This is a genomic window from Streptomyces poonensis (assembly GCF_014650915.1).
GTDB lineage: Bacteria > Actinomycetota > Actinomycetes > Streptomycetales > Streptomycetaceae > Streptomyces > Streptomyces poonensis.
The window spans coordinates 86,982-108,692 of the sequence record NZ_BMVW01000014.1 but is presented as its reverse complement, the minus strand read 5'-3'; the positions used below and the strand labels follow the sequence as shown (position 1 = coordinate 108,692).

The following is a 21,711-nucleotide window of genomic DNA, read 5'->3' as shown; positions in this document are numbered from 1 at the left end:
GGGGGGGAACCGGCCTGGTAGCCAGCTCGGTCCTGGGAGCATCGCGGACTGTCAGGTCGACGCAGGCCGTGGCGGAGCGGTGCTCGTGGAGCGCTTCTGGCGGGGCGCGGAACGAGGTCCGGTGCCGTCAGCCCAGGACCGGGGATGTCCAGTCGGCATGCCGCAGGACGGTGCGGACGGTCACGCGGGAAGGAGCCAGCCGGAGAGCCGTGTTCCGCACGGCGACGGCCAGGGGGTGCGTCAGTTGTTGGCCCATCCGGCCGGCCTGGCGGGCGGCGCGTGCGACGGACTGGCTGCGCGGGCGGCGCTCGGCGTCGTAACGGGCCAACGCCGCTGCGACGGTCGGCTCGGTGGCGAGCGCGGCGGCCAGCACGGCCGCGTCCTCCAGCGCCTGGCAGGCGCCCTGGCCCAGGTTGGGAGTCATGGCGTGGGCCGCGTCGCCGAGCAGGGCGATCCGGCCCGCGGTGAAGGCGGGCAAGGGGGTCGTCAGCTCGTGGATGTCGTGGTGCAGGACGGCATCGGGCTGGGTCGCGTCCAGCAGAGCGGGGATCGGATCGTGCCAGTCCCGGAAGCGGCGGCGCATCGCGGCGAGGGCGTCCCCGTAGCGCACGCCGGGCGGCGAATTGAGCACCGCGTGCCACTCGGCCCGTCCGTCGGCGAACGCGATGTGGCCGAACTCGGCACCCCTCCCCCAGGTCAGCTCGAAGTCGGTGTCCAGCTCGACCGGGTTCTCGGTGATGGCGCGCAACACGGTCGACCCGCTGTAGGCCGGGCCGGGGTGCCGGGGGAACAGCTGGGCGCGCAGCCGACTGCCCACCCCATCGGCGGCCACGACCAGGTCCGCCTCCAGGACGCCGTCCGCGAACGGTATCCGCACCCGGCTGGGGTCGATGCGGTCGACGGACGCCACCTCGGCCCCCACGACCAGACACTCGGACGGCAGCGCCGCGCGCAGCAGGCGGTGCAGCACGGCCCGGGGGACGCCGACGATCGGGGTGCCCAGCTCGCGCTCGAGAGCGGTCCCGTCCATGCGGGCCAGCCAGCCGCCACCGGGGACACGGGTGCCTCCGGTGTACTGCGGCCGCGCGGCCGCGCGCACCGCCTCGCCGACGCCGAGGGCGTCCAGGGCACGGATGCCGTTGGCGTGCAGGGAGATACCCGCACCCATGTCGGCGAGGACGGGGGCGCGTTCGACCACCGTCACCTCCCAGCCGATCCGGCGCAGACCGATCGCGGCGGCCAGCCCTCCGACGCCTCCACCCACCACCACCGCGCTGCCGCCCATACCGGCCCTCCTCGCCCCGCCGTGACCTTCTACGGATGTAGAAGAAGAGTACTCCCCACCTCTACGGATGTAGAAAGGGGGGATGCCCACTGACCGACGTACCGCCCTTGCCGATACGGCCATCGACGTGCTCGCCGAAACCGGAGTCCGAGGCCTGACCCACCGCGCGGTGGACCGGGCAGCACACCTGCCGCCCGGAACCACCTCCGCCTACTACCGCACCCGTCAGGCACTGCTCACCGCACTGGTCCGGCGGCTGGTCGCACTCGACCAGGCAGAACTCCAGGAGATCGGGGAACAGACACCGGTGCCGCGCACGGCCGGGGAACTGGTGGCCCAGATCGCCGCGTTCGTCGAGCAACGGCTCACGGGGGACGGACGGCGACGCTCCCTCGCGCGCTACGCGTGCGCCCTCGAGAGCGTGCACCACCCCGAGCTGCGGGAGATCCTCGTGCCGCGCCGGAACGCAGGACGACAAGTCGTACACGACTTCCTGGCCGCGCAGGGCGTCGCAGACGCCGAGGACCGTACCGTCACGCTGCTGACCTGTGTGGACGGATTGGTCTTCGACCGCCTGGTAGGGGGCGGAACCGTGTCGGACCAGGAGATCCACGGGCTGGTGGCGGCGGCGCTCCGATGACCCGCACCCCGGCACCGGGCGGGCCGCCCCGCCGTCATCAGTCACCTCATGGGGGCAGGGAACGGGAGCAGCTCCGGAGTTCATCAACGGGCACCGCCCGGTGGTGGCCGACGGCCGTGTTGGCCCCGCCGGAATGCCCGGCGCCGGAGAAGCAGGAGCGGATGAAGAGCAACCTCCGAACATGTCGCCTTGATTCGCGGCAACAGTCAACGAGGCTGGTGGGGCGTGCCGTGCCGAATGGTCTGCGCAGCGAGCACCGAGTCGAGCGGCTCCACGAGTTCCTTGATGGCGACGGCCACAAGGCGCGCTGAGGCATCGCCGCCCAGCAGCGTGTTCGCGTACTCGACGACCTCCGCGGGCGACAGTACGGGCAGTCTCCGGCGCAGGGCCTGCACAGCGCGCATGCGGCCGCCTGCAGCGGCGACTTCGCGGAGCACATCGTGGAGACCGTCCACCGCGGTGCGCACCGGCAGCCCGCGTATACGGGCCCGGTAGCCGTCCTCACAGGCTCCGGTCACCGCGGAGACGACGCCGGCCTGACGCAGTCGTCCGTCGACCCGGTCGACCCGGTACGGCCCATTGCCGACCAGCATGAACTCCGAGTTCCGAGTGCGTACGAACTCCCCGGCCCGCCAGCAGACGATCCTGTCATCAACGAGTGGCAGTGACCGATGCCTTCGCTCTGTCGAGCAAGCGAAGAGCGTCGGCAGCCGCCGGTGACAGCACGGTGTCGTCCTGCAAGTCGGCCAGGGAGACCCATACCGCCGCCTCGGTGGAACCGTCGGTCTCGGTCACCGTAGGCGCCCCGCCCTTGAGAGCCACGGCATAGAACAGCGCGGTCAGGCTCCCACTCACACCGTGCCGCCGGACCGCGTACGTCCGCGCGTGCAGCAGCCGTGCTTCGGTGAGTTCAAGGCCCGTTTCTTCCAGGAGTTCACGGGCCAGGGCCTCAACAGGCTGTTCACCTGGGTCGATCCCCCCGCCGGGCGAAGCAGGCGGGTTCGCGGATTTCTGGCCGGGGAGTCGCAGGAACCCACGCGTGAGCTTGCCGTTTATGGTCCGACGTCGAACGCGACTCGAACTTGATCGACATTTGTGCAGTTCAGCGGACACGTAGGCGGCCTCCGTCTGATCCTGTGCTCCGTCACAGAGTGGATCAGCGCGAAGGCCGTGGTCGTGAGTCTGGTGGATCAGGGCGTCCTGCGGGATGCGTTCGCGGAAGTGTCACGCTTCCGGTCGGAGCTGTACGAGTGTCTGACCGCGCGGGGCGACGCCTTGTTCGAGTTGTGCGACGCGCTGTTGTGCACGGACGGGCCAGTGAGGACGCTGGTCGATCTCGCGCTCGCGCCCGAGCACCGTCGTGGGCACGGAGCTCTGTACGGCGGGCTCAACCAGGGCCGGATCAATATCGCCCGGCTGCGTCGCGCCCTGGCCGGGATGCCGCTGCCAAGGGCGGCGGACGGCCGACTCGTGCTGGCCGTGGATGTCTCGCCGTGGCTGAGACCGGACGCCAACACATGTGCTGACCGGGCCTTTTGTCACACGTTCGGCCGGGGCGAGGGCAAGCACCAGATGGTGCCCGGCTGGCCGTACTCCGTGGTGGCCGCACTGGAAACTGGCCGCACGTCCTGGACGGCGGTGCTGGACGCGGTCCGCCTGGAGCCCGGCGCCGACGTCGCCGCGGTCACCACGGTTCAGATCCGCGAGGTCATCGAGCGGCTGGTGGCCGCCGGCCAGTGGCAGCAAGGCGACCCGGAGGTCCTGGTGGTGCTGGACGCCGGATACGACGCCCCGCGCATCGCCCACCTGCTGACAGGTCTGCCTGTGGAGATCCTCGGCCGACTCCGCTCCGACCGCGTGATGCGCCGGCCGACACCGCCGCGGGTCTACGACCCCAAAGGGGGCCGGCCGCCCAAGCACGGCGGCGAGTTTGTCTTCGGCGACCCCAGTACCTGGGGCACCGAACAGGCCGTGACGACCACGGACACCCGGCTCTATGGGAAGGCGACCGCGCAGGCGTGGGACCGGCTGCATCCCAGGCTGACCCGCCGGGCGGCCTGGCTCCACCACGACGGCCCGCTGCCCATCATCGAGGGCACCATCGTCCGGCTGGTCGTGGAGAAACTGCCCAGCGGCGGAGTGAACAAGCCGGTATGGCTGTGGTGGTCGGGCACCGGCGCCACTGAGACTGACGTCGACCGCTGCTGGCAGTCCTTCCTGCGGCGCTTCGACATCGAGCACACATTTCGCCTGTTCAAGCAGACGCTCGGATGGACCAAACCTCGGCTTCGCAGCTCAAAAGCGGCCGACCGGTGGACCTGGCTGGTGATCGCTGCCTATGCCCAACTGCGGCTCGCCCGCCCACTGGCCACCGACCTGCGACGGCCCTGGGAGAAGCCGACGGAGCCGAACAGACTGACACCTGCCCGCGTCCGCAGAGGGTTCAGAAACCTGCACGCGAAGACCGGGTCTCCAGCCGGTGCACCGAAACCCTCCCGACCCGGGCCAGGCAGACCGCCGGGCTCGAAGAACCGCCGCCCGGCCATCCGTCACGACGTGGGCAGAGTTCTGGCCACGGGCGAGGCGTTCAGCCGCCCTGCTCACCACAAGGTGGGAACCAAACCGCGACGCGTGGGATGACGGGCACGCGCGGCATCAGGAGATGCTGTGAGAGGGTACGGCATGCCCTATCATCTGCGGTTTTTCTTCGAGTACGGCGTCCACACCCCCCTCTGGCCAGGCCCGTCCGGTGACCCTCACCTTGTCGACAGCCCTTACGGATACCCCTGCGAGCTGGAGCGGCTGCCGATCACTGCGGATACCCAGGCCGAGCTGGCAAGACTGGCCGAGTGGTATCAGTCGTCGCTCGACTGGGAGTACCCGCCGAATCCAACTCCGTGGCCCAAGGAACAACAAGAACTGTTCACATCGCAGGCAGACGCCGCACTCGAGATGCTCCGTCGCGAGTTGGGTGACGGCTGGTCAGTGGAAGACCAACGTCAGCAGTGGTGATGTTGCGGACGGTCACGACAGACCGGCCCCAACCGTTAAACGGCAAGTGAGTGCCTGTGCCAGATCCTTCGATTCGAAGGCGGCACAGTTCACGCCTGCCAGCGGAGGGACGTCAACACGGCGGTCTCCCGGTTGAGGCTTCCGGTTCCGTGTCCCCGGGGCAGTGCGTCCGTTGACCGGTGCGCCAGGTGTTCATCCGACGACACGGAGATGCGATGAATCGTGCGCGGGTCACCTGTCCGTCCGTCCCGGCCGGCCCCGACCTCGGCGGCCCGAGAACGAAGGAAGCCCATGAGGCGATACATCCCGCCCACGCGGCGGAAACGCCGCCTGACCCCGCTCGGCCCGGCCACCGCGCTGGCGGTTGTCCTGACCGGCACCGTGCTTCTGACGGGGTCCGGGGTGGCGGCCGCCGACACCAACACCGGCAGCCAGAAGTCCACCATGCTCTGCAACGTGGTGCTCCTCTCGCCCGGCGCGGGTGTCGGCGGCTGCCGCAACGTCCAGATCACCAGCCAAAACATGACCAAAAGGGGCACCGCCAACACTGCGGTCATCGACTACGCCAACGTCAAGTCGGCCACCGGCCTGCTGCCCTGACCACCCTCGCGCGGCACCGGCCCGGCCCCCTTTCGGTCACGTGCGGGCGCCGCCCGTCCCAACCCGCCTCTCTCGCCCCTGAAAGGGGAACTTCATGCACGCACGCATGCGCACCACGGTCAGCGGATTGCTGGCCACAGGTATCGCGTTGGCCGTGGCCGTCGGCGGTACCGCCGTGGCGGACACCAACAAGAGCCAGCAGACCTCCAGCATCAGCGGCCCCACCGCCGCCCTGCTGTCCCCGGCCGCCGCTCACCCCGACAGCAGCCAGGCCAACCGGCAGACCACCCACAAGGCCGACACCACCAACTGGGCCGTCATCGACTACTTCGGCAACTCCAAGCGCTCCCGCTTCTACGAGTCTGGGAACAATTACGATCAGGTAAACATTGCCCTCATCTGACATCGCCGATTCCGGCATCGGGAGCACGTTCCGCCTCGGCAGACAGCCATGCGCATGGCAGGCGCACCACGAGCACGGTGATCGCGCGCTCCCCTGCCCTCGCCGCCGGCACCGCCTGCGCGGACACCGAGCGAGGACGGGCGGATGCCCCTGGCAGTAGCTCCATCGCCGCCCCGCTGTCCCGGCTGATGCCCGCCCGGCCAGCGGCCAGGCCGACCAACAGGCCACCGACAAAGCCGGCACCACCCACCGAGCCGTCATCGACTGCTGCGGTGCCCCGGCGTCGAAGACACCGATGACGCCCGCCCTCGACAGCACACCCGGACATCTCCCTCATGCAAAGGCAGGCCCATCCATGAACACGACGACCACCCGCTCCCTCACCATCGCCCTGGCCGCTATCGCACTCGCGCTCGCCACCACCGGCACCGCCAGCGCAGACACCAACAAGAACCAGCAGACCTCCAACATCGGCGGCCCCACCGCCGCCCTGCTTTCTCCCGGCGCCGGCCCCGGGGACAACCACCAGAGCAGCGACCAGGCCATGATCAAGCGCCACACCCACAACTGGGCGGTCATCGACTACATCGAGACCCCCAGCCCCACCACCATCGTCGGCCTGTGACCCGGCGCTGGCAGGGCAGCATCGGGCGCCTCCTCGTCCGCCGCCGGACCCTGCACCACCGTGACCGCTCCGTGTTGACCGCAGACAACGCGGAGCGGTCACGCGGCCGGGCTCGCGCCGTGAGGCGGGCCTGTGCTTTCGAAGGCGCAGGCACTGTCCCGGCCCCGCCAGAGAGGTTCTGGCACAGCCACTGAGCTTGTCTTTTAACCTCTGAGGCTGTCGCGCTCGATGATGCTTTCGGGTCGTCTGGTCGTTTTCCCGACGTCATAGCGGGTCGTGGGACGGCGATTCTTGGAGCCCAGTGGCCTTCCTGGTCCGGGTGTTGAGGGTTTCGGCGCACGGGCCGGACAGACAAGATGCGGGCGGAGATTTCGAAACCCTCGACGGACACGGGCCGGGGTGAGCCGTGCGGGCTCGGCCGGCCTCTCCCAGGGGGGGCGGAGATCCGCTGCGGCTCTGCGGGTGAGCCGGAGTTGAGTGTGGGCGGCGATCACGAGCCACGTCCAGCGGTCTCCGGCCGCAGGGGTGCGGAGCTTCGGTCGGGTCCACCCCAGGGTCTGCTTCATCAACCGGAAGGTGTGCTCCAGGTCGAACCTTCTCAAAAACGCCTGCCAGCGCACGTCGACGTCCTCGCTGGTCAGGCCGGTGGCGGACGACCAGAGCCAGAGCGGGAGCGGGTCACCTCCGCCGGGCAGGCGGTCGACCTGGAGGCGGATCAGTGTGCCCTCGATGATGGCAAGGTCGCCGGTGTGGTCGATCCACGCGGAGCGGGTGGTCAGGCGGGGGTGGATGCGGTCCCAGGCCATTGCGCGGGCGGTGCCGTATCGGTCGGTGACTTGCACGGTTGCCGCGTCAGGCTCGCCCCAGGTATCCGGTTTGGCGAAGCGGAACTCCTTGCCGTGCTTCGGCGGGCGCCCGCCCCGGGGGTAGGCCAGGGCGTACTCCTTGAGCGAGGGCGTCGGCCGTCGCATGACGCGGTCGGAGCGCCTCCGTCCCAGCGCTTCGACCGGGAGGCCGTCGAGGAGGTGGGCCATGCGCGGGGCGTCGTAGCCGGCGTCGAAGACGATGAGGATGTCGCGGTCCCCGAAGTGCCAGTGGCCCATCTCGATCAGGTCCGTGACCACCCTGCGGAGCTGGGCGGCGGTGACCTCGGCGACGTCGTCCTCGGGGCCGAGACGGACGGCGTCCAGCAGTTGGCACCAGGAGGTGCGGCCTGATTCGAGGGCGGCGACGAACGAGTACGGCCAGCCGGGCACGAACTGGTCCGAGGACCGTCCGCTGCGGCCATAGACGTGGCAGAACAGACGGTCCGCGCTGGTCGGTGCGCCGGGGCGGAGCCAGTTGCTGACGTCAACCGCCAGGACCAGGCGCCCGTCGGCGGCCCGCGGCATCGGCAGCCCGGCCAGCACCTGCCGCAACCGGGGCACATCCACGTTCCCGTGGTTCAACGCCTCATACATCGCACCGTGCCCACGCCGGTGCTCGGCCACCAGCGTCAGGTCCACCGGCGAGGTCACCGGGCCGTCCACGCATAGCAACGCATCCACGAGCTCGAACAGTTCGTCCCCGCGCGCGGTCAGGCAGTCGAATAGGTCCTCACGGAAGCGTGACGCATGCGCGAACGCTTCCCCGGGACCGGCGGCAGGCAGCAGACTCACCTTCACGGCCTTCGTCTCGATCGGTGCACCTCGGTCGGAGCACATGATCAGACGAAGGCCGCTCCAACGTCCGGCGAACGCCATCCGTACGATCAAGTTCGACGACTCGTTCGACCGTGACAGCGAGGGGCGTTATGCCGGAGATCATGCAATGGCTTGTGGACTGGCATGCCGCACATGAACAAAACTCCACTCTCGCGGGATCAGCCCCGCGGTGCAGCAGCCGGCCCCGGGCACAGCCACCAAAGGGCGCCCGAAGGCAACGGCCGTGAGCCTCACTCTGGAGTCGGACGAGCGCCTGGGGAAGCTGTTCGTATGGGAATCGGGAAGCGCTTCACTGCTTTTCATCGACTCCCAGACCGAGTACACCTGGCAAGACGAGCAGGTGATCACCTCGGAGAACGATCTGCCCCGGATCCTGGCCCCGCTCATCAATCTCCTCGAAGGATCCGCTGACCAAGGTTGAAGAACAAGCTCAGAAGCTGTGCCATATCCCGTGATCTGTGACGCTCTGTGAGGCGCGGGGGTCTGAGGAGGTGCATCCGGGACTGACCGGCGACACAGTCATGGACCAGGGTGACAAGGCACAGGACACCGCGCCGAGCACGCTCCCCATCGTCCCGGGCAACAAGTGGCGGATATCTCGCCTCATACCCGGGGACGGACGACCAGCAAGAGCCGCCCGCGACCAGCGCTGACTGCGGGCGGCTCGTTCCTTTTCCGTCACACCTTGCCGATCCCCAGCGTGTTCGTCCCCGGCAGCATTCCCGACCCGATGACCGCGACCCAGTAGTCCCCCAGCAGGTCGCCGAGCCGGTCCATGTCGGCCGCGCCCAGTGCCTGCCAAGGCGCTGCCGCCAACTCGTCCGTGTGACGCTCGACCTCGGCGCGCAGCGCACGCCCCGCGTCGGTTGCCGTGCCGTCCGGCTCCACCAGGCCGCGCCCGGTCAGCCGTTCGCGCGCTGCGACCCACTCCTTGTCGCTCCAGCCCCGGCTCCCGAAGGTTTCCTCGGGCGCCGCTCCGATTGCCGCGAACGACACCAGGGACTCCACCGGGTCGAGCCCTGCGATCAGCAGCGCTGCGAGATGACCGTCCCCGCGGTGCTCGCGCAGGATCGTCGCGGCCTGCCAGAGCATCAGGTGTGGGGCGTCCGGCCAGGGCTGCGCCGCATTGGCGGCGGCGAGTGGCCGGCCAGCGTGGACGGCAGCCTCGGCGGTGCGTCGGGCCAGGACGGCGGCCTCTGCCAGCTCGGGGCTGTCGATGCGGTCGCCGAGTAACGCGCGGTAGGCGCGGTCGACGGCGCGATGGCGAGCGGCGAGGACAGTCTCGGGGCCCGCGGCGTTCCATATGGAGGGGATGTGTTCCCGGACCGTCTCCGGGCTGAAGCTGTAGAACGCGGACGCCACCTGCTCGCAGCCGACCGCTCCGAGCGGCGCGGCCCGCCAGGCGAAGTAACTCGGCCAGCGGCCGGACTTGATGCCGAGTCGGTTCGCCTCCTCGAAGGCTTCAGGGGCGAAGTAGACCACCGCGTGCAGCGGCTCCAGCAGGTGCCACAGCTGACGTACGCGGCCGAGCTTGATCTGATCCTTATGGTCCGGCATGGCGCTCTCCCTGCCCTGCGTCATACATCCACTTGAACTTGTCGCTGGCTAGATTGCTCGCTCCGATTTGGACTTGTCAATGCCTAGATCGGGCGTAATCTGCTGAGCATGCCCACCACCAAGAGCGGCTCGTACCACCACGGCGACCTACGCCACGCCGTCCTGACCGCGGCCCTCGACGTGATCGCCACCGAGGGGCCCGGCGCCCTGAGCCTGCGGGATCTCGCCCGTCGCGCCGGAGTCTCACACGCGGCCCCCGCCCACCACTTCAAGGACCGCACGGGCCTGCTCACCGCGATCGCCGCGGAGGGCTACGAACTTCTGGCGGACGCCCTCGCCGACGCCGCCGACCTGCGCGAACGCGGGGTGCGCTATGTCCGGTTCGGGATCGAGCATCCCGCGCACTTCCAGGTCATGTTCCAGCCGGACCTGCTGCGCGGTGACGACGCCGCCCTGCTTGCCGCCCGCGCCCGGGCCGGGGCCGAACTGCGGACCGGGGTCGCCGAGGTGCCGGCAACTGGGCGCGGCGAGAACGCCCGGCTCGCGGGGATTGCCGCCTGGTCACTCGCCCATGGGTTCGCCACACTCCTGCTGAGCGAGAACCTGCGGGAACCGGTGGGCGGCCGGGATCCGGAGGAGGTGTTCCGGACGCTGGCCGAGCTGCTGTTCTCCGGCAGCCGGGCCAGCCGGAAGTAACCAGCAGGACGCCCCCGTACGAAGAGTTGGCCGGGTGCTTGGCTTGCCCCGCTCCAGGCAGCCGCCGAACCGCTCGCACCCCACTGGTCACAGGCTTCGGACCGGTGGCATTCACCGCCTCGTAATGCGGCTCGGCCGCACTCTCGAACGCAGCTGCTGCAAAGTCACCAGCCCCGGGGTCGGCTCGGCGGTGCAAGACGTCCTGTGGACTGCCTCCAGCTCCCCGCGCGACCCTTGGTGCACCGCCGAACGACTCTGCCTCTCGTCACGGAACGTCACAGATCAAAAGGTGTGTCATACTCCCGTGATTTATGGCGCTCCGTGAGGTGAGGTGCGTCTTGGGAGCAGCCGGGGTGATGGGTAGAAGTTCGCGTAGCCCGGTGTGGTGGAGGGCGCTGTGACCAGAGGCGCTCGCCTCGGTGGTGGAGAGGCTGCCTCCAAGGTGGTTTGCGGCATGCCGGATTCCGAGGATGGTGAAAAGGCTGCCGTTGTCGCAGCGGGTGACGCCGGCGAGGTCGAGCAGAAGGGGTCGGTCATCGCGTTCGAGAACCTGGACGATGGCTTCGCTGAGTACGCCGACGTTGCTGACTTCCAGCTCGCCGGTGAGAACGAGGGTGAGGTACGGGGTGCCCTCGGGGGACGCCTGTTGGATGATCAACCGGTCCATGCCTGATGTCACGAAGAGCCGGTCAGCGCCAATCGTGTGGTGCTGATCAGCTCAACGCGGCCGGAGCAAAGCGGATGGTGTGCGGTCTCTGCATTCGATGCACTTCGGCTTGGGTTTGCTGACCGGTTCGACAGGGTGGGGGATGGTGCGGGGCGGCCGGGGTGGGCGTGTGAGGCGGCGGGCCATGAGAGTGATGAAAGTCCAGGTGATGTAGGCCTCGTTGTGGGAGATGAGCCTCGCGTAATCCCGCACGTTCCGGCGCGCTCTCATGATCCACGAGATCGCTCGCTCCACTCGCCACCTCTTTGCCAGGACGGCGAAGCCGTTCTGGTTCTTTCGGCGGGGCACCGTCTTGAGGGTAAGGCCGAGGAAGGAGTCCGCCCACTCGATGAGGGGCCCGCCGTAGGCGGAGTCGGCCCAGGCGGTGGCCAGTTCCGGATGGGTGCTCATCAGGCGAAAGAGCAGGTCGCGGGCTGGAACGCTGTCGTGCGGGGAGGCTTTGGTGACCATGACGCTCAGCGGCAGGCCGCGCATGTCGACGGCCAGGTGCCGCTTGCGGCCGTTGACCAGTTTCCCGCCGTCGAAGCCGCGCGTGTCCTGGCTCACCGTCTCGGCTCCTTTGACGGACTGGGAGTCCAGGATCACCGCCACCGTGCGGGGGTCCAGGCCGTCGTGGAGACGGACCTGTTCGTGTGGTTCGGCGTGGATCCGGGCCAGGGCGCCGCTGGCCCTCCACCGCTGGAAGAACCCGAAAACGGTGCGCCACGGGACCCCGAAGTCGACGGGGACAGATCTCCACTTGCAGCCGTTGTCATTGACGTAGCGGATGGCGTCGACCACGTTGCGGCGGGGGTGCTTCTCCGGGCGTCCGCCGGTGGACAACTGGCAGGCCGAAGTGGGCAGCAGGGGTTCGAGGACCGCCCATTCGGCCTCCGTGGTGTCGCTGGGACAGGTGCGCTTGGGCACCGCGGTCGCTGGTGCGGCGCTGTTCGAATGGGTCATGGTCAGCGTTCCATGCGGGGGAGGACTTCGAGGGTGGCCTTGACGCCGCCGAGCTGTTCGAGCACCAGGCGCACCCCCTCGTCCCGGGGCGCCATTCTGGCGTGCGGGGCGACAATCCCGGTGATGACGTTGGTGATCCGGTGCAGTTCGGTCTCGAAGATGGCCCGCTCATAGGCGATCCACATCTGGAGAGGCTGATAAAGGAGCCCATGGAGCCTCCAGCCAGCCGAAATGGAACGACGCGCCGATCAGCGCCTCAGGGAACCCGCCCGTACTCCAGTTAAGTGCTACAGGCCCGGTATGAAGACCGGTGAAGCATCCGACAACCGGGCCAACAGCAGCCGGTCATCCTCCTCAGCGATTGCGTACGCCGAAATGCGGGTCCGTACCTGACCATCCATGGGTCCCACCCCTCCCCGCACCGCCCCTGCCAGGCGGAACCCTAGCCCCGACAGGATCGACTCTTGCGGCAGACCTCAGTGGCGTGTGGCGAGCCGCTCCAGCAGGGCGGCGCTCCGTGCCAGCAACGTCCGCTCCTCGTCCGTGAGTTCGGCCTCGATGGCCTGCGCGAGCCAGCCGGCCCTGCGGCCGCGCTCCGCTTCGAGGGCGGCCCGACCCGCGTCCGACAGCTCGACCAGCCACTTGCGGCCGTCCGTGGGGTGCGCCCGGCGCGTGATCAGGTCCTGCTCCATGAGCAGCCCCACCGCCCGGGCCATCGACTGGGGGCGTACGCGCTGATCGGCTGCGAGGTCGCTGGTGGTCATGGCGCCGTTGCGGTCGAGTGCGCCGAGCACGGCGACCTGACCCAGCGGGATGCGGTCCTCGTGTTTGACGCGTCGGGTGAGCTTGCCCATCGCGGTGCGCAGTTCGGCGGCGATGGCGGCGGCTTCCGGGGTGGGCATAGGGCACTTTACCTCGTTGGCCGGCACCGCTGTGCAGCTGACCTGCACAGCAATGCTGTACAGCCAAACTGAGCAGCAAAACTGATCAGTATTGCTGTAGAGTTTGGCGCTGTCGGGCTCAGCGCCAGCGTTGTCGCAGCAGGGGCCACGGCATACGACAACGGGAAGGACCTCCCATGTCCGCAAAGGCAGCCGGAACCGTCGACGCCGCCATCGAGACCGTCACCGCCCGCCGGATCATCGACAGCCGGGGCAACCCCACGGTCGAGGTCGACGTCGTCCTGGCGGACGGATCCCTGGGGCGCGCGGCTGTCCCCTCCGGCGCCTCCACCGGCGCCCGGGAGGCCGTGGAACTGCGCGACGGGGACTCCGCGCGCTGGCACGGCAAGGGCGTCGACCGCGCCGTGGCCCACGTCAACGGGGAGATCGCGGTGTCCGTGCGCGGCCGGGACGCGGCGGACCAGGCGGGTCTCGACGCCGCGCTGGTCACCCTCGACGGCACCGCCACGAAGTCCCGGCTCGGCGCCAACGCGATCCTCGGCGTCTCCCTCGCCGCCGCCAAGGCCGCCGCGGCGGCCCACCGCCAGCCCCTCTACCGCTACCTCGGCGGCGCCGACGCCCACCTCCTGCCGCTGCCGATGATGAACATCGTCAACGGCGGCGCCCACGCCGACAATCCGCTGGATTTCCAGGAGTTCATGATCGCGCCCGTGGGCGCGGACACCTTCGCCGAAGCCGTCCGCATGGGCAGCGAGGTCTTCCACACCCTGCGCCGCGATCTGCTGGCCGCCGGACACTCCACGGGCGTCGGCGACGAGGGTGGCTTCGCGCCCGCGCTGCGTACCGCTGAGGAGGCGCTCGACTTCGTGATGACCGCCATCGAGCGCACCGGCTACCGCCCCGGCACGGACATCGGCCTGGTCATGGACCCGGCGTCGTCGGAGTTCTTCCGCGACGGGATGTACGACTACGCGGGCGAGGGGGTGCGCCGCACCCCCTCCGAGCACGCCGACCACCTGGCCAAGCTCATCGACGCCTACCCGGTCGTCTCCATCGAGGACCCGATGGCGGAGAACGACCTGGACGGCTGGCGCGAACTGACCGCCCGCGTCGGCGACCGTTGTCAGCTCACCGGCGACGACGTGTTCTGCACCAACGAGACGCTGCTGCGCGAGGGCATCCGCACCGGCGTCGGCAACTCGGTCCTGGTCAAGGTCAATCAGATCGGGACCCTGACCGAGGCGCTGGCCGCGGTGGTTACGGCCCACCAGGCGGGCTGGACGGCTGTCATGTCGCACCGCTCGGGCGAGACGGAGGACACCACCATCGCGGATCTGGCGGTGGCGACCGGCTGCGGTCAGATCAAGACCGGCTCGCTCTCCCGCTCCGACCGCACGGCGAAGTACAACCAACTGATCCGGATCGAGGAGGAGCTGGGCGACTCGGCGCGCTTCGCGGGCCGCTCCGCACTGCGTCGGGCGTAACAGCCGACAGAAGTGAGGACCACGCGGGCCCTCAGGTCGGTCGGAGGGCCCGCTCGCGTGCCGGGGAAATGCATCTTCCTGGACTGTTCCTCCCCCCTGTGACCTGCGCCGTCCTGGACCGGTCGGCACGGCCGGTCGAATGGAGCCGGCTAGGGAGTGCCTCTTGGCTGGGCTGGTGAGCTGATCGGGACGCGTCTGCCCGGTCAGTGATCACTGATGTGATGGAGGATCCGATCGAGCCGCTCATGCCGGCTGATCCGGTCCGCGGACGGCGGCCCAGGCCATTGATCAGTATCAGCTCGGGGCAGTGGACACCCGCTCCCACGTTCCGTTGATCAGGATGAGACGCCCTCAGAATTGCCCCGTAACTGCTGGTCGTCATTGAGGGCGATGCATAGGTAGGCCCCGGATGTACCAGTCGAACCGTGTGCCGTCCTCGCTGTGGGGCTGCGACAGCAGTGAATCCTGCCCGTCGCACGACGGCGGCGGATGCGGGATTCCCCGGCTCGACCTGGATCACCGCCTCCCGCCCGCCCTCACCGGCCGCGTACCGGGACGCCAGGAGGACCCCGCGCGGGTAGCCAGGCCACGCCCCCTCCAGGACGGACAGAGGCCGTAGGCGACATTCACCTGGCCGGGAGCCAGACCCTCTCCTGCGAACCGCAGGTCGACCGTTCCCGCAAGAGCCTCGTCGGCACCTACCCGGATGCCGAAAGCGCGGAGCGGCCCGGCGGTGTCCCACTGTTCCCGGCAGTGCCGGACGTACGCTTCGACGCCCTCGCGCGTGCCGGGACCGCCATGGAGCCAGCGAACGAGCGACTCATCCTCGCCGGTGAGGTGCGCCTCCACATCGTCCATGCGCAGCGGGGACAGAGTGATGATCCCGTCGGACGGCTTCACTTCATGCATCCGGTGATTCCTGATGCCGGGACCGTGTCGCACCATCGGTTTCCGCGGCGAGGCATGGCATGGAGCTGCTCGACCGCAGGGAATGATCTTGGTGTGGCTTCGGGCCGATCACGCAGGGCCGGCCTGCCGGATCAGCCCAGGCACCCGGACTCTCTTCGAGGCCGGCGAACACGCCGCTGAACTCGCGCATGAACGGCGGATCTTCCCCTGGCCATGCGCGTTTCCGACGAGTGAAGTGCATCCGCCACCCAGTGATCGGCATGACGCCGGACCACAGCCCGTGGACAGCTCGACAGCGCATGCCCCGAGTGGGACGGGGGGCTTCGCTGAACTCGTCGAGTGGCCCGCGGCGGCTGTCGGACACCCCGGTTGTCGATCAGTTGGAGGTGCTGGATCGCAAGACCGTCGATGTGATGCGCATCACTGTCCAGGTGCTTCGGGTCGGGCATGCACGATCATGACCGGATGGAGGCTCGTTTCCTTGGTATCGCCGAGTTGGACAAGGCCCCGTCCGTGGCAGTCGTAGTCGACGTCATGCGCGCTTTCACGGTGGCTGCCTGGGCCTTCGCCCAGGGGGCGGGAAAGATCGTGCTGGCTGAGTCGCTGGACGAAGCCCTGGCGCTCAAGGCTCGCCACCCTGATTGGGCGGCGCTCAAGGACGGTCCGTCCGCGCCCGGGTTCGACATGGTGAACTCGCCAGGCCTGCTGCGGTCCATTGACCTCGGCGGACGGACCGTTGTGCAGAAAACCACGGCAGGGACGGTCGGCGCCCTTGCGGTCAAGGAGGCGTCGCTGGTGCTGTGCGCCAGCTTCGTGGTGGCGGAGGCAACGGCTCGGCTCTTGCGGACACGCGAGTGCGACAGTGTCACGTTTGTGGTCACTGGCGAGGATGGGCGCGCCGATGAGGATCTGGCGTGCGCTCAGTACATCGCTCGAAGGGCCACCGAGGCCGGGACGGATGCGGCCGAGTTCCTCCACCGCGCCGGCGAGTCGCGTGCCGCCGCCGAGCTGGCGGAGGGTGTGCGTCAAGGAGTCCATCCCGATGACGTCGCACTCTGTCTCGAGCTCGACCGGTTCCCCTTCGCCATGGTGGCGACGTCGGAAGACTCGCTCATGGTCCTCCGTCCGCGCGCCCGCCGAAGTTCTGATGCACCTCGATCGAGCGCTCGGTGAGCACGGCCGGAACACGGCCGGAACACGGCTGATGGTGACATCCGGTAGGGGAACGACCTGAAAGCCTCTGCTGGTCAAGGCTTGTGATCTGGCTCTGGAAGGTAGGGGGCGAAGTGATCGGCGACTGTCTCCGCTATCGCGGCGGCGTCGCGGGAACCATCGATTGCGATCACGCGGATGCCGAGCTGGTGGGCCTGGCGGACCGCGTCCTCGGCGACGAGTCGGTCGCGGGCCAGTCGGTTGGCCTGTGCTCGGGCGGGGTCGCTGACCCGGTGCCCGAGTGAGGTGGCCCGGGGGAGTTCGCGGACCTGCCGATCGCGGAACGCGGGCGTGGGCACCATCACGATCATCCGGCGCGGTGAGTCGATGATGGGTGCGACGAGTTCGGGCCGAAGTCCCCAGCCTTCGGCGAGGATCGGGCGGCCGGACACGAGCGCGCGCAGGTCGTCGAGAGCCCAGTGGAACCGGTCCGGGAAACCGGCCAGGGTTTCGGTGGCCATCTCGTCCGGGGTGGTGTGGACCCACGCCTTGTCCAGGTCAGGCTCGGTGGCGGGCTCGCCGAGCGCGACGCGGCGGGCGATCCTGCGGTCGTTGTGACCGCGGGCGTCGTGGTAGTCGTAGTGGTAGACGGTGACGCCGTAGCGAACGGCCAGCAGCCGGGCGACGGTCGACTTGCCGGCCCATTGGCCGCCTCCGATCCACAACGCGCGGTGCAATGTGCCGAAGGGGTCCTCGACCTCACTGGCCGCGCGAGGGGTGTGGCTGGTCATCTGCTGTCCTCCTGTGTTGAGGTGCGGCGGCTGACTTCGGCGGCGCAGGCGGCCCGGCCTCCGGCTGCGGGTCGCTGCCGGTGACGGCGGCGGTGGTGTCGAGGCCGAGGGTACGGGCGAGGGCTGCTGCGGGCAGCTCGGTGGCGAGCTGGAACAGCGCGGTCGAGCGGGTTCCGGCGAGCCGGATGCCGGGATCGCGGAGCCGTTCGCCCATGGCCCAGGCACTGATCGGGCGGCCGTGCCGGCCACTGAGGAAGAGCCAGTGCGAGTCCGTCCGGCCGAGGACGGCATGGCTGCGGCGAGTTACGACCTGCTGGAGGGCCAGTTCCGCGACGGTTCGGGCAGTTCGACGGGGGTGGCACTTGACGGACGGCCCTTCTTGGCTTTTCCGTAGCGGACGTTGAGCGTGCCGTACCGGCCGACCTGCGGATCGCGGCTCGCGGCTCAGCAGCGCGGAAGCCGGGTCCGCGCGCGCCGGTGCACTCGCGGTCGCGGTCAGAGATCTTGTCGTCCACCTCGTCAGCACTGCCGGGACACAGCGATCTCATTCATGTCCATGAACGATGACCACGTACGCAACTATTGACGTGCTCATAGCAAGCGCTTACGTTCCCTCCCCAGTACCCCTGCGAACCCCCTGAACCCGGAGACGAACCATGCACCTGAGACCTGCCATCACGGCCATCTGCCTGCTGACCGGCACCCTTGTCGCGGTGTCGGGCACCACGGCGCAGGCGGCCACCACACGCTATGAGGCCGAGAGTTCCCCGGCGGTGTGCACCGGCGCCATCGAGACCGAGTGGGCCGGATACTCCGGCAGCGGATTCTGCAACGCGACCAACGCGACCGGTGCCTACGCCCAGTTCACTGTGAACGCCCCGGCCGCCGGTACCGCGACCCTGCGTCTACGGTTCGCCAACGGGACCACCACAGCCCGGCCGGCCGCCCTGATCGTGAACGGGACCACGGTGCAGACCCCGTCCTTCGAGGGCACCGGCGCCTGGACGACCTGGGTCACCAAGACCCTGACCGTGCAGCTGAACGCGGGCAGCAACACCGTCCGGCTGAACCCGACCACCTCCGCCGGCCTGCCCAACGTCGACTACCTGGAGGTGGAGACCTCGGGCGACACGACCACCCCGCCGGCCGGCAGCACGCTGTACGTGGCGCCGGGCGGCACCGACGGCGCCGCCGGGACCCAGTCCGCCCCGACGACCCTGACCTCGGCGATCTCCCGCATCACCCCCGGCGGGACCATCTACCTGCGCGGCGGGACGTACAACCACTCCCAGACCATCACCATCCCGCCCACCAGCAACGGCACCGCCGCCGCCCGCACCAAGCTCTCCGCCTACCCGGGCGAGAAGCCGGTGCTGAACTTCTCCGCCATGGCCGAGGCCGACGCCAACCGCGGGCTCGCGGTGAACGGGTCGTACTGGCATGTCTCCGGCATCGTCGTCGAACGAGCCGGTGACAACGGGATCTTCGTCGGCGGCAGCAACAACGTCATCGAGCGCACCGTCACCCGCTACAACCGGGACACCGGCCTCCAGCTCTCCCGGATGTCCTCCTCCACCCCCAGCAGCCAGTGGCCGTCCAACAACCTCGTCCTGAGCGCCGAGTCGCACGACAACGCCGACTCGGACGGTGAGGACGCCGACGGCTTCGCGGCGAAGCTCACCGTGGGCCCGGGCAACGTCTTCCGTTACGCCGTCTCCCACAACAACATCGACGACGGCTGGGACCTGTACACCAAGCCCGACACCGGCCCCATCGGCGCGGTGACCATCGAGGACTCCCTCGCCTTCGAGAACGGCACCCTCAGCGACGGTTCCCAGGCGGGCAGCGGCGACCGCAACGGCTACAAGCTCGGCGGCGAGGACATCGCGGTCAACCACGTCGTCCGGCGCAGCATCGCCTACGACAACGGCAAGCACGGGTTCACGTACAACAGCAACCCGGGCAGGATGACGATCTCGGACAACATCAGCATCGGCAACGAACAGCGCAACTTCAACTTCGACGCCGGTACCTCCGTGTTCCGCAACAACACCTCGTGCGACAGCGGCTCGAACGACCGCGTCATCGGTGACGCCGACAGCACGAACCAGTTCTGGTCCGGCTCCGACGGCTCCCGCTGCTCCGCCTACTCCGGCGCACTGGGCTGGTCGTATGCCTCGGACGGCCGTCTCGTCGTCACCTTCGGGGGCAAGCAGGTGACACAGTAACCGGCCTTGGCCGCAGCCGAAGGTCCGGTCGGCGGTGGCGGCTTCAGCACCGGTGCCCGTCTCTCGGGTGAGGCGGCCGAGGCCGTCGTCAGTGCTGTGCCGCTCGACGCCGCCGGCAGGATCTCGAGATCGCTTGGCCGACCGCCTCGTAGACGGTCGGCCAGGCGGGCGGTCGGACGAGGACTCCGCCCGCTCTCGTAACAACCCGCTCCCGCACAACCTTCCAGAGCCGGGTTCATTCACTCATCCGCCTCCCGGGACTACCCGTCCAGAGCCTTCTTCCGTGCAGCCAGTTTCGCTTCTTTCGGCATTTCCAACAGTTCCATGTTCTTCTCCTTCGACGGTACGTCCTTGGGCCAGGCCACGATCAGGGAGCCGTCCTCGGGCTCCCTGTACCGCCAGAAGAATCCCTTGTCCCGGTCATAGTCGAGCACTTTGCGCGGGTCGTTCAGGAGACGACGTTCGAAGCGCTCGGCGTCGGTGACCTGACGCGGGGTCATGTGCGGGTCCTCCATAAGGGCTCGCAGGTACAGCTTCAGGCTCTCCAGCGGGTACGCCGTATGGTGCGTGCCCTTGCCCCCCTGGACAGTCTTGACCTGCCACGGCACCAGATCGTGAGCGTGCGCCACGTACCTCGACTTGGAGCGCAGTTCCATGTCCACCAGGCGCTTGTTCACCGCCTGGCGCGTCACCTCGTACCGCGCAGCGATCTCGGCGTCGCTCATGCCCAGCAGGTGCAGCTGTTCCAGTACATCGTTGCCCGGCAATTTTCCCATTGACGCTGAGCCCCTTGTTGATCTTGGTCAAGCCGGGCCGGAGATTAGCCAAACACTTTCGACTTGTCAACTGCCTGACAACGATTCCTTCCTCTCGATCTGGGTCTTGCTTGGTCAGTCGGCCGTGAGGTGGGCCGGTCTCGGAATTCACCGGCATGCGTACTGAGGTCTTTCAGTGTTGCCGCTCCAGGATGAGGGCAGCCGTGCGGTGACGGACGACACCGCGGGTAGTGGTCGGCGTGCCCGAACACCAGGAGTGAAGGGATCGACATAAAGATCACCACCGCGCTGCAAGGACTGTCAGGAAGGACAACCCGTGTCCACTTACGAAGCTGCCCATCGGCTCGGCAAGCAGTTCCACACTCTGCTGGTCAGCGGCGACTGGAACGGCCTCCGCGAACTGCTCACCGACGACGCCACCTGGACGCTGCCCGGTGACAACGCCGTCTCCGGCACCGTGAACGGTCCCGGTGCGATCGCGGACCACGCACAGAAAATCGCTTCCTACGGGGTGAACTTCGAGTTGCTGCACATCCTGGTCAGCCGCGAGAACGTCGCTCTGTCCGTGCACAACACGGCTCGCCGAGGTGATGTGGTCCTGGACCAATACCTGTCCGCCGTCTGCCGTCTGCGCGACTGCCGGATCGCCGCCATCGAGACCTACCTCTCCGACGTTCCGGGCATGGACGCGTTCTTCGTCTGAACCGCCGACGCACCCACCCACCAGGTTGCCAGGCCAGGTAGACAGCGGCGGGCACGAAGAAGGCGACTGCGACGACAGGCGCCGCGCAGGCGACGACGGAGCGGCGGCGGGCGGCACTCCGTACGGATGCGAGCCGCTTGGCGGACTCCGGTACGACGGTGTCCGTGTCCGTGTCCGTGTCCGGGGCCAGGGCCAGGGCCGGGTTCAGGGCCGGGTTCAGGGCCGGGTGGAGAGCAGTCCCGGAAGGCAACGCGGACCCGGTGGGCCGCCCGCGGGTCTTGGCCTGTGTTCCGGGCGCCCTCCCGGGTTCCGGCGCCGGTGTCCCCGGGCGGGCCGCGGCCTGGTGCGGGAGGACCGCGGGGACGCGGAACCCGCCCCGATACGGGCCGGTCCACAAGGAGCCCCCGAGAACCGTCAGCACGGCGACCAGCGCGTGTGTTCCCGCCCTGAGCGTCGGCCTGAGACCGCCCACTGTTCGTCCGTGAGATCTTCCCGCGCCGTGCACCACGCGCATGCGCAGACGTTCGTTGCTCGGAGCGGCACCTGATCGTGTCTTCCCATGTACGGCGCGATCCA

Annotated in this window: 26 protein-coding genes; 13 read left to right on the top strand and 13 right to left on the bottom strand. The window is 68.8% G+C overall.

Translation table 11 applies throughout. The features are described from left to right. Positions 1-127: 127 nt before the first annotated feature. Positions 128-1,285 (bottom strand): FAD-dependent monooxygenase, encoded by a 1,158-nt coding sequence (locus IE242_RS27960; RefSeq protein WP_189864058.1) that lies wholly within the window; start codon positions 1,283-1,285, stop codon positions 128-130. A gap of 82 nt (positions 1,286-1,367) precedes the next feature. Between IE242_RS27960 and IE242_RS27955 the strand changes: the two genes are divergently transcribed. Further along, entirely contained in the window at positions 1,368-1,925 is a 558-nt protein-coding gene (locus tag IE242_RS27955; protein WP_189864056.1) for a TetR/AcrR family transcriptional regulator, read from the top strand. 206 nt (positions 1,926-2,131) lie between these two features. On the opposite strand, the gene IE242_RS27950 is transcribed toward IE242_RS27955, so the two are convergent. Both IE242_RS27950 and IE242_RS27945 read right to left on the bottom strand, forming a co-directional pair. Beyond that, a complete protein-coding gene (locus IE242_RS27950; RefSeq protein WP_229859533.1) occupies positions 2,132-2,518 on the bottom strand; it encodes a hypothetical protein in 387 nt (128 codons plus the stop codon). Positions 2,519-2,576: 58 nt separating this feature from the next. After that, a complete protein-coding gene (locus IE242_RS27945) occupies positions 2,577-3,038 on the bottom strand; it encodes an NUDIX hydrolase (RefSeq protein ID WP_229859531.1) in 462 nt (153 codons plus the stop codon). 63 nt (positions 3,039-3,101) lie between these two features. Between IE242_RS27945 and IE242_RS27940 the strand changes: the two genes are divergently transcribed. The 5 genes from IE242_RS27940 (at position 3,102) to IE242_RS27920 (ending at position 6,565) form a co-directional block, all read left to right on the top strand. After that, positions 3,102-4,565: an NF041680 family putative transposase gene (locus IE242_RS27940; protein ID WP_373299594.1), complete on the top strand. Its 1,464-nt coding sequence runs from the start codon at positions 3,102-3,104 to the stop codon at positions 4,563-4,565. 42 nt (positions 4,566-4,607) lie between these two features. Then, the gene (locus IE242_RS27935) at positions 4,608-4,937 is read left to right on the top strand and encodes an immunity protein CdiI family protein (protein WP_189864052.1); all 330 of its coding nucleotides are present in this window, start codon (positions 4,608-4,610) and stop codon (positions 4,935-4,937) included. Between the two features lie 291 nt (positions 4,938-5,228). Then, positions 5,229-5,537, top strand: coding sequence for a hypothetical protein (locus tag IE242_RS27930; protein WP_189864050.1), 309 nt, complete (start codon positions 5,229-5,231; stop codon positions 5,535-5,537). Between the two features lie 94 nt (positions 5,538-5,631). Further along, positions 5,632-5,940: a hypothetical protein gene (locus IE242_RS27925; RefSeq protein ID WP_189864048.1), complete on the top strand. Its 309-nt coding sequence runs from the start codon at positions 5,632-5,634 to the stop codon at positions 5,938-5,940. 355 nt (positions 5,941-6,295) lie between these two features. Beyond that, positions 6,296-6,565, top strand: coding sequence for a hypothetical protein (locus tag IE242_RS27920; RefSeq protein ID WP_189864046.1), 270 nt, complete (start codon positions 6,296-6,298; stop codon positions 6,563-6,565). Between the two features lie 203 nt (positions 6,566-6,768). Here IE242_RS27920 and IE242_RS27915 read toward each other — a convergent pair whose 3' ends face one another. Next, positions 6,769-8,223: an NF041680 family putative transposase gene (locus IE242_RS27915; RefSeq protein WP_189864044.1), complete on the bottom strand. Its 1,455-nt coding sequence runs from the start codon at positions 8,221-8,223 to the stop codon at positions 6,769-6,771. A 268-nt stretch (positions 8,224-8,491) separates the two neighbouring features. Between IE242_RS27915 and IE242_RS27910 the strand changes: the two genes are divergently transcribed. Next, positions 8,492-8,689 (top strand): hypothetical protein, encoded by a 198-nt coding sequence (locus IE242_RS27910; protein WP_189864042.1) that lies wholly within the window; start codon positions 8,492-8,494, stop codon positions 8,687-8,689. Positions 8,690-8,946: 257 nt separating this feature from the next. On the opposite strand, the gene IE242_RS27905 is transcribed toward IE242_RS27910, so the two are convergent. Further along, complete coding sequence (locus tag IE242_RS27905; RefSeq protein WP_229859529.1) at positions 8,947-9,825, bottom strand: SCO6745 family protein; 879 nt, start codon at positions 9,823-9,825, stop codon at positions 8,947-8,949. Between the two features lie 108 nt (positions 9,826-9,933). Between IE242_RS27905 and IE242_RS27900 the strand changes: the two genes are divergently transcribed. Further along, entirely contained in the window at positions 9,934-10,521 is a 588-nt protein-coding gene (locus tag IE242_RS27900) for a TetR/AcrR family transcriptional regulator (protein WP_189864038.1), read from the top strand. Positions 10,522-10,786: 265 nt separating this feature from the next. Here the strand turns inward: IE242_RS27900 and IE242_RS39285 are convergent, their stop codons facing one another. Continuing rightward, positions 10,787-11,080: an STAS domain-containing protein gene (locus IE242_RS39285; protein ID WP_373299603.1), complete on the bottom strand. Its 294-nt coding sequence runs from the start codon at positions 11,078-11,080 to the stop codon at positions 10,787-10,789. Between IE242_RS39285 and IE242_RS38065 the strand changes: the two genes are divergently transcribed. Next, positions 10,976-11,194, top strand: a complete 219-nt coding sequence (locus IE242_RS38065; RefSeq protein ID WP_229859528.1) for a hypothetical protein — start codon at positions 10,976-10,978, stop codon at positions 11,192-11,194. The genes IE242_RS39285 and IE242_RS38065 overlap by 105 nt on opposite strands. Before the next feature lie 45 nt (positions 11,195-11,239). Here the strand turns inward: IE242_RS38065 and IE242_RS27890 are convergent, their stop codons facing one another. The 3 genes from IE242_RS27890 to IE242_RS27880 all read right to left on the bottom strand — a co-directional run bounded on the left by IE242_RS27890 (position 11,240) and on the right by IE242_RS27880 (position 13,092). Next, positions 11,240-12,190 (bottom strand): IS5 family transposase, encoded by a 951-nt coding sequence (locus tag IE242_RS27890; RefSeq protein WP_189864034.1) that lies wholly within the window; start codon positions 12,188-12,190, stop codon positions 11,240-11,242. Positions 12,191-12,192: 2 nt separating this feature from the next. Beyond that, the gene (locus tag IE242_RS27885; RefSeq protein WP_189864032.1) at positions 12,193-12,375 is read right to left on the bottom strand and encodes a hypothetical protein; all 183 of its coding nucleotides are present in this window, start codon (positions 12,373-12,375) and stop codon (positions 12,193-12,195) included. 291 nt (positions 12,376-12,666) lie between these two features. Further along, a complete protein-coding gene (locus tag IE242_RS27880) occupies positions 12,667-13,092 on the bottom strand; it encodes a MarR family winged helix-turn-helix transcriptional regulator (protein ID WP_189864030.1) in 426 nt (141 codons plus the stop codon). Between the two features lie 176 nt (positions 13,093-13,268). Between IE242_RS27880 and eno the strand changes: the two genes are divergently transcribed. Next, the gene (gene eno, locus IE242_RS27875) at positions 13,269-14,576 is read left to right on the top strand and encodes a phosphopyruvate hydratase (protein WP_189864028.1); all 1,308 of its coding nucleotides are present in this window, start codon (positions 13,269-13,271) and stop codon (positions 14,574-14,576) included. Between the two features lie 516 nt (positions 14,577-15,092). On the opposite strand, the gene IE242_RS38060 is transcribed toward eno, so the two are convergent. Next, positions 15,093-15,485, bottom strand: coding sequence for a GNAT family N-acetyltransferase (locus IE242_RS38060; protein WP_268249501.1), 393 nt, complete (start codon positions 15,483-15,485; stop codon positions 15,093-15,095). A gap of 465 nt (positions 15,486-15,950) precedes the next feature. On the opposite strand from IE242_RS38060, the gene IE242_RS27865 reads away from it, so the two are divergent. Beyond that, positions 15,951-16,658: a 2-phosphosulfolactate phosphatase gene (locus IE242_RS27865; protein WP_189864282.1), complete on the top strand. Its 708-nt coding sequence runs from the start codon at positions 15,951-15,953 to the stop codon at positions 16,656-16,658. A gap of 74 nt (positions 16,659-16,732) precedes the next feature. Here IE242_RS27865 and IE242_RS27860 read toward each other — a convergent pair whose 3' ends face one another. Beyond that, on the bottom strand, positions 16,733-17,428 hold the full coding sequence (locus IE242_RS27860) for a hypothetical protein (RefSeq protein ID WP_189864026.1): 696 nt from the start codon (positions 17,426-17,428) through the stop codon (positions 16,733-16,735). Next, complete coding sequence (locus tag IE242_RS27855; RefSeq protein ID WP_189864024.1) at positions 17,397-17,642, bottom strand: hypothetical protein; 246 nt, start codon at positions 17,640-17,642, stop codon at positions 17,397-17,399. The genes IE242_RS27860 and IE242_RS27855 overlap by 32 nt, the downstream gene beginning before the upstream one ends. A gap of 442 nt (positions 17,643-18,084) precedes the next feature. On the opposite strand from IE242_RS27855, the gene IE242_RS27850 reads away from it, so the two are divergent. Next, on the top strand, positions 18,085-19,656 hold the full coding sequence (locus tag IE242_RS27850; RefSeq protein ID WP_189864022.1) for a right-handed parallel beta-helix repeat-containing protein: 1,572 nt from the start codon (positions 18,085-18,087) through the stop codon (positions 19,654-19,656). A 260-nt stretch (positions 19,657-19,916) separates the two neighbouring features. On the opposite strand, the gene IE242_RS27845 is transcribed toward IE242_RS27850, so the two are convergent. Then, complete coding sequence (locus tag IE242_RS27845; RefSeq protein ID WP_189864020.1) at positions 19,917-20,432, bottom strand: hypothetical protein; 516 nt, start codon at positions 20,430-20,432, stop codon at positions 19,917-19,919. A gap of 316 nt (positions 20,433-20,748) precedes the next feature. Between IE242_RS27845 and IE242_RS27840 the strand changes: the two genes are divergently transcribed. Continuing rightward, positions 20,749-21,135: a nuclear transport factor 2 family protein gene (locus tag IE242_RS27840; RefSeq protein WP_189864018.1), complete on the top strand. Its 387-nt coding sequence runs from the start codon at positions 20,749-20,751 to the stop codon at positions 21,133-21,135. The last annotated feature ends 576 nt before the right edge of the window (positions 21,136-21,711 follow it).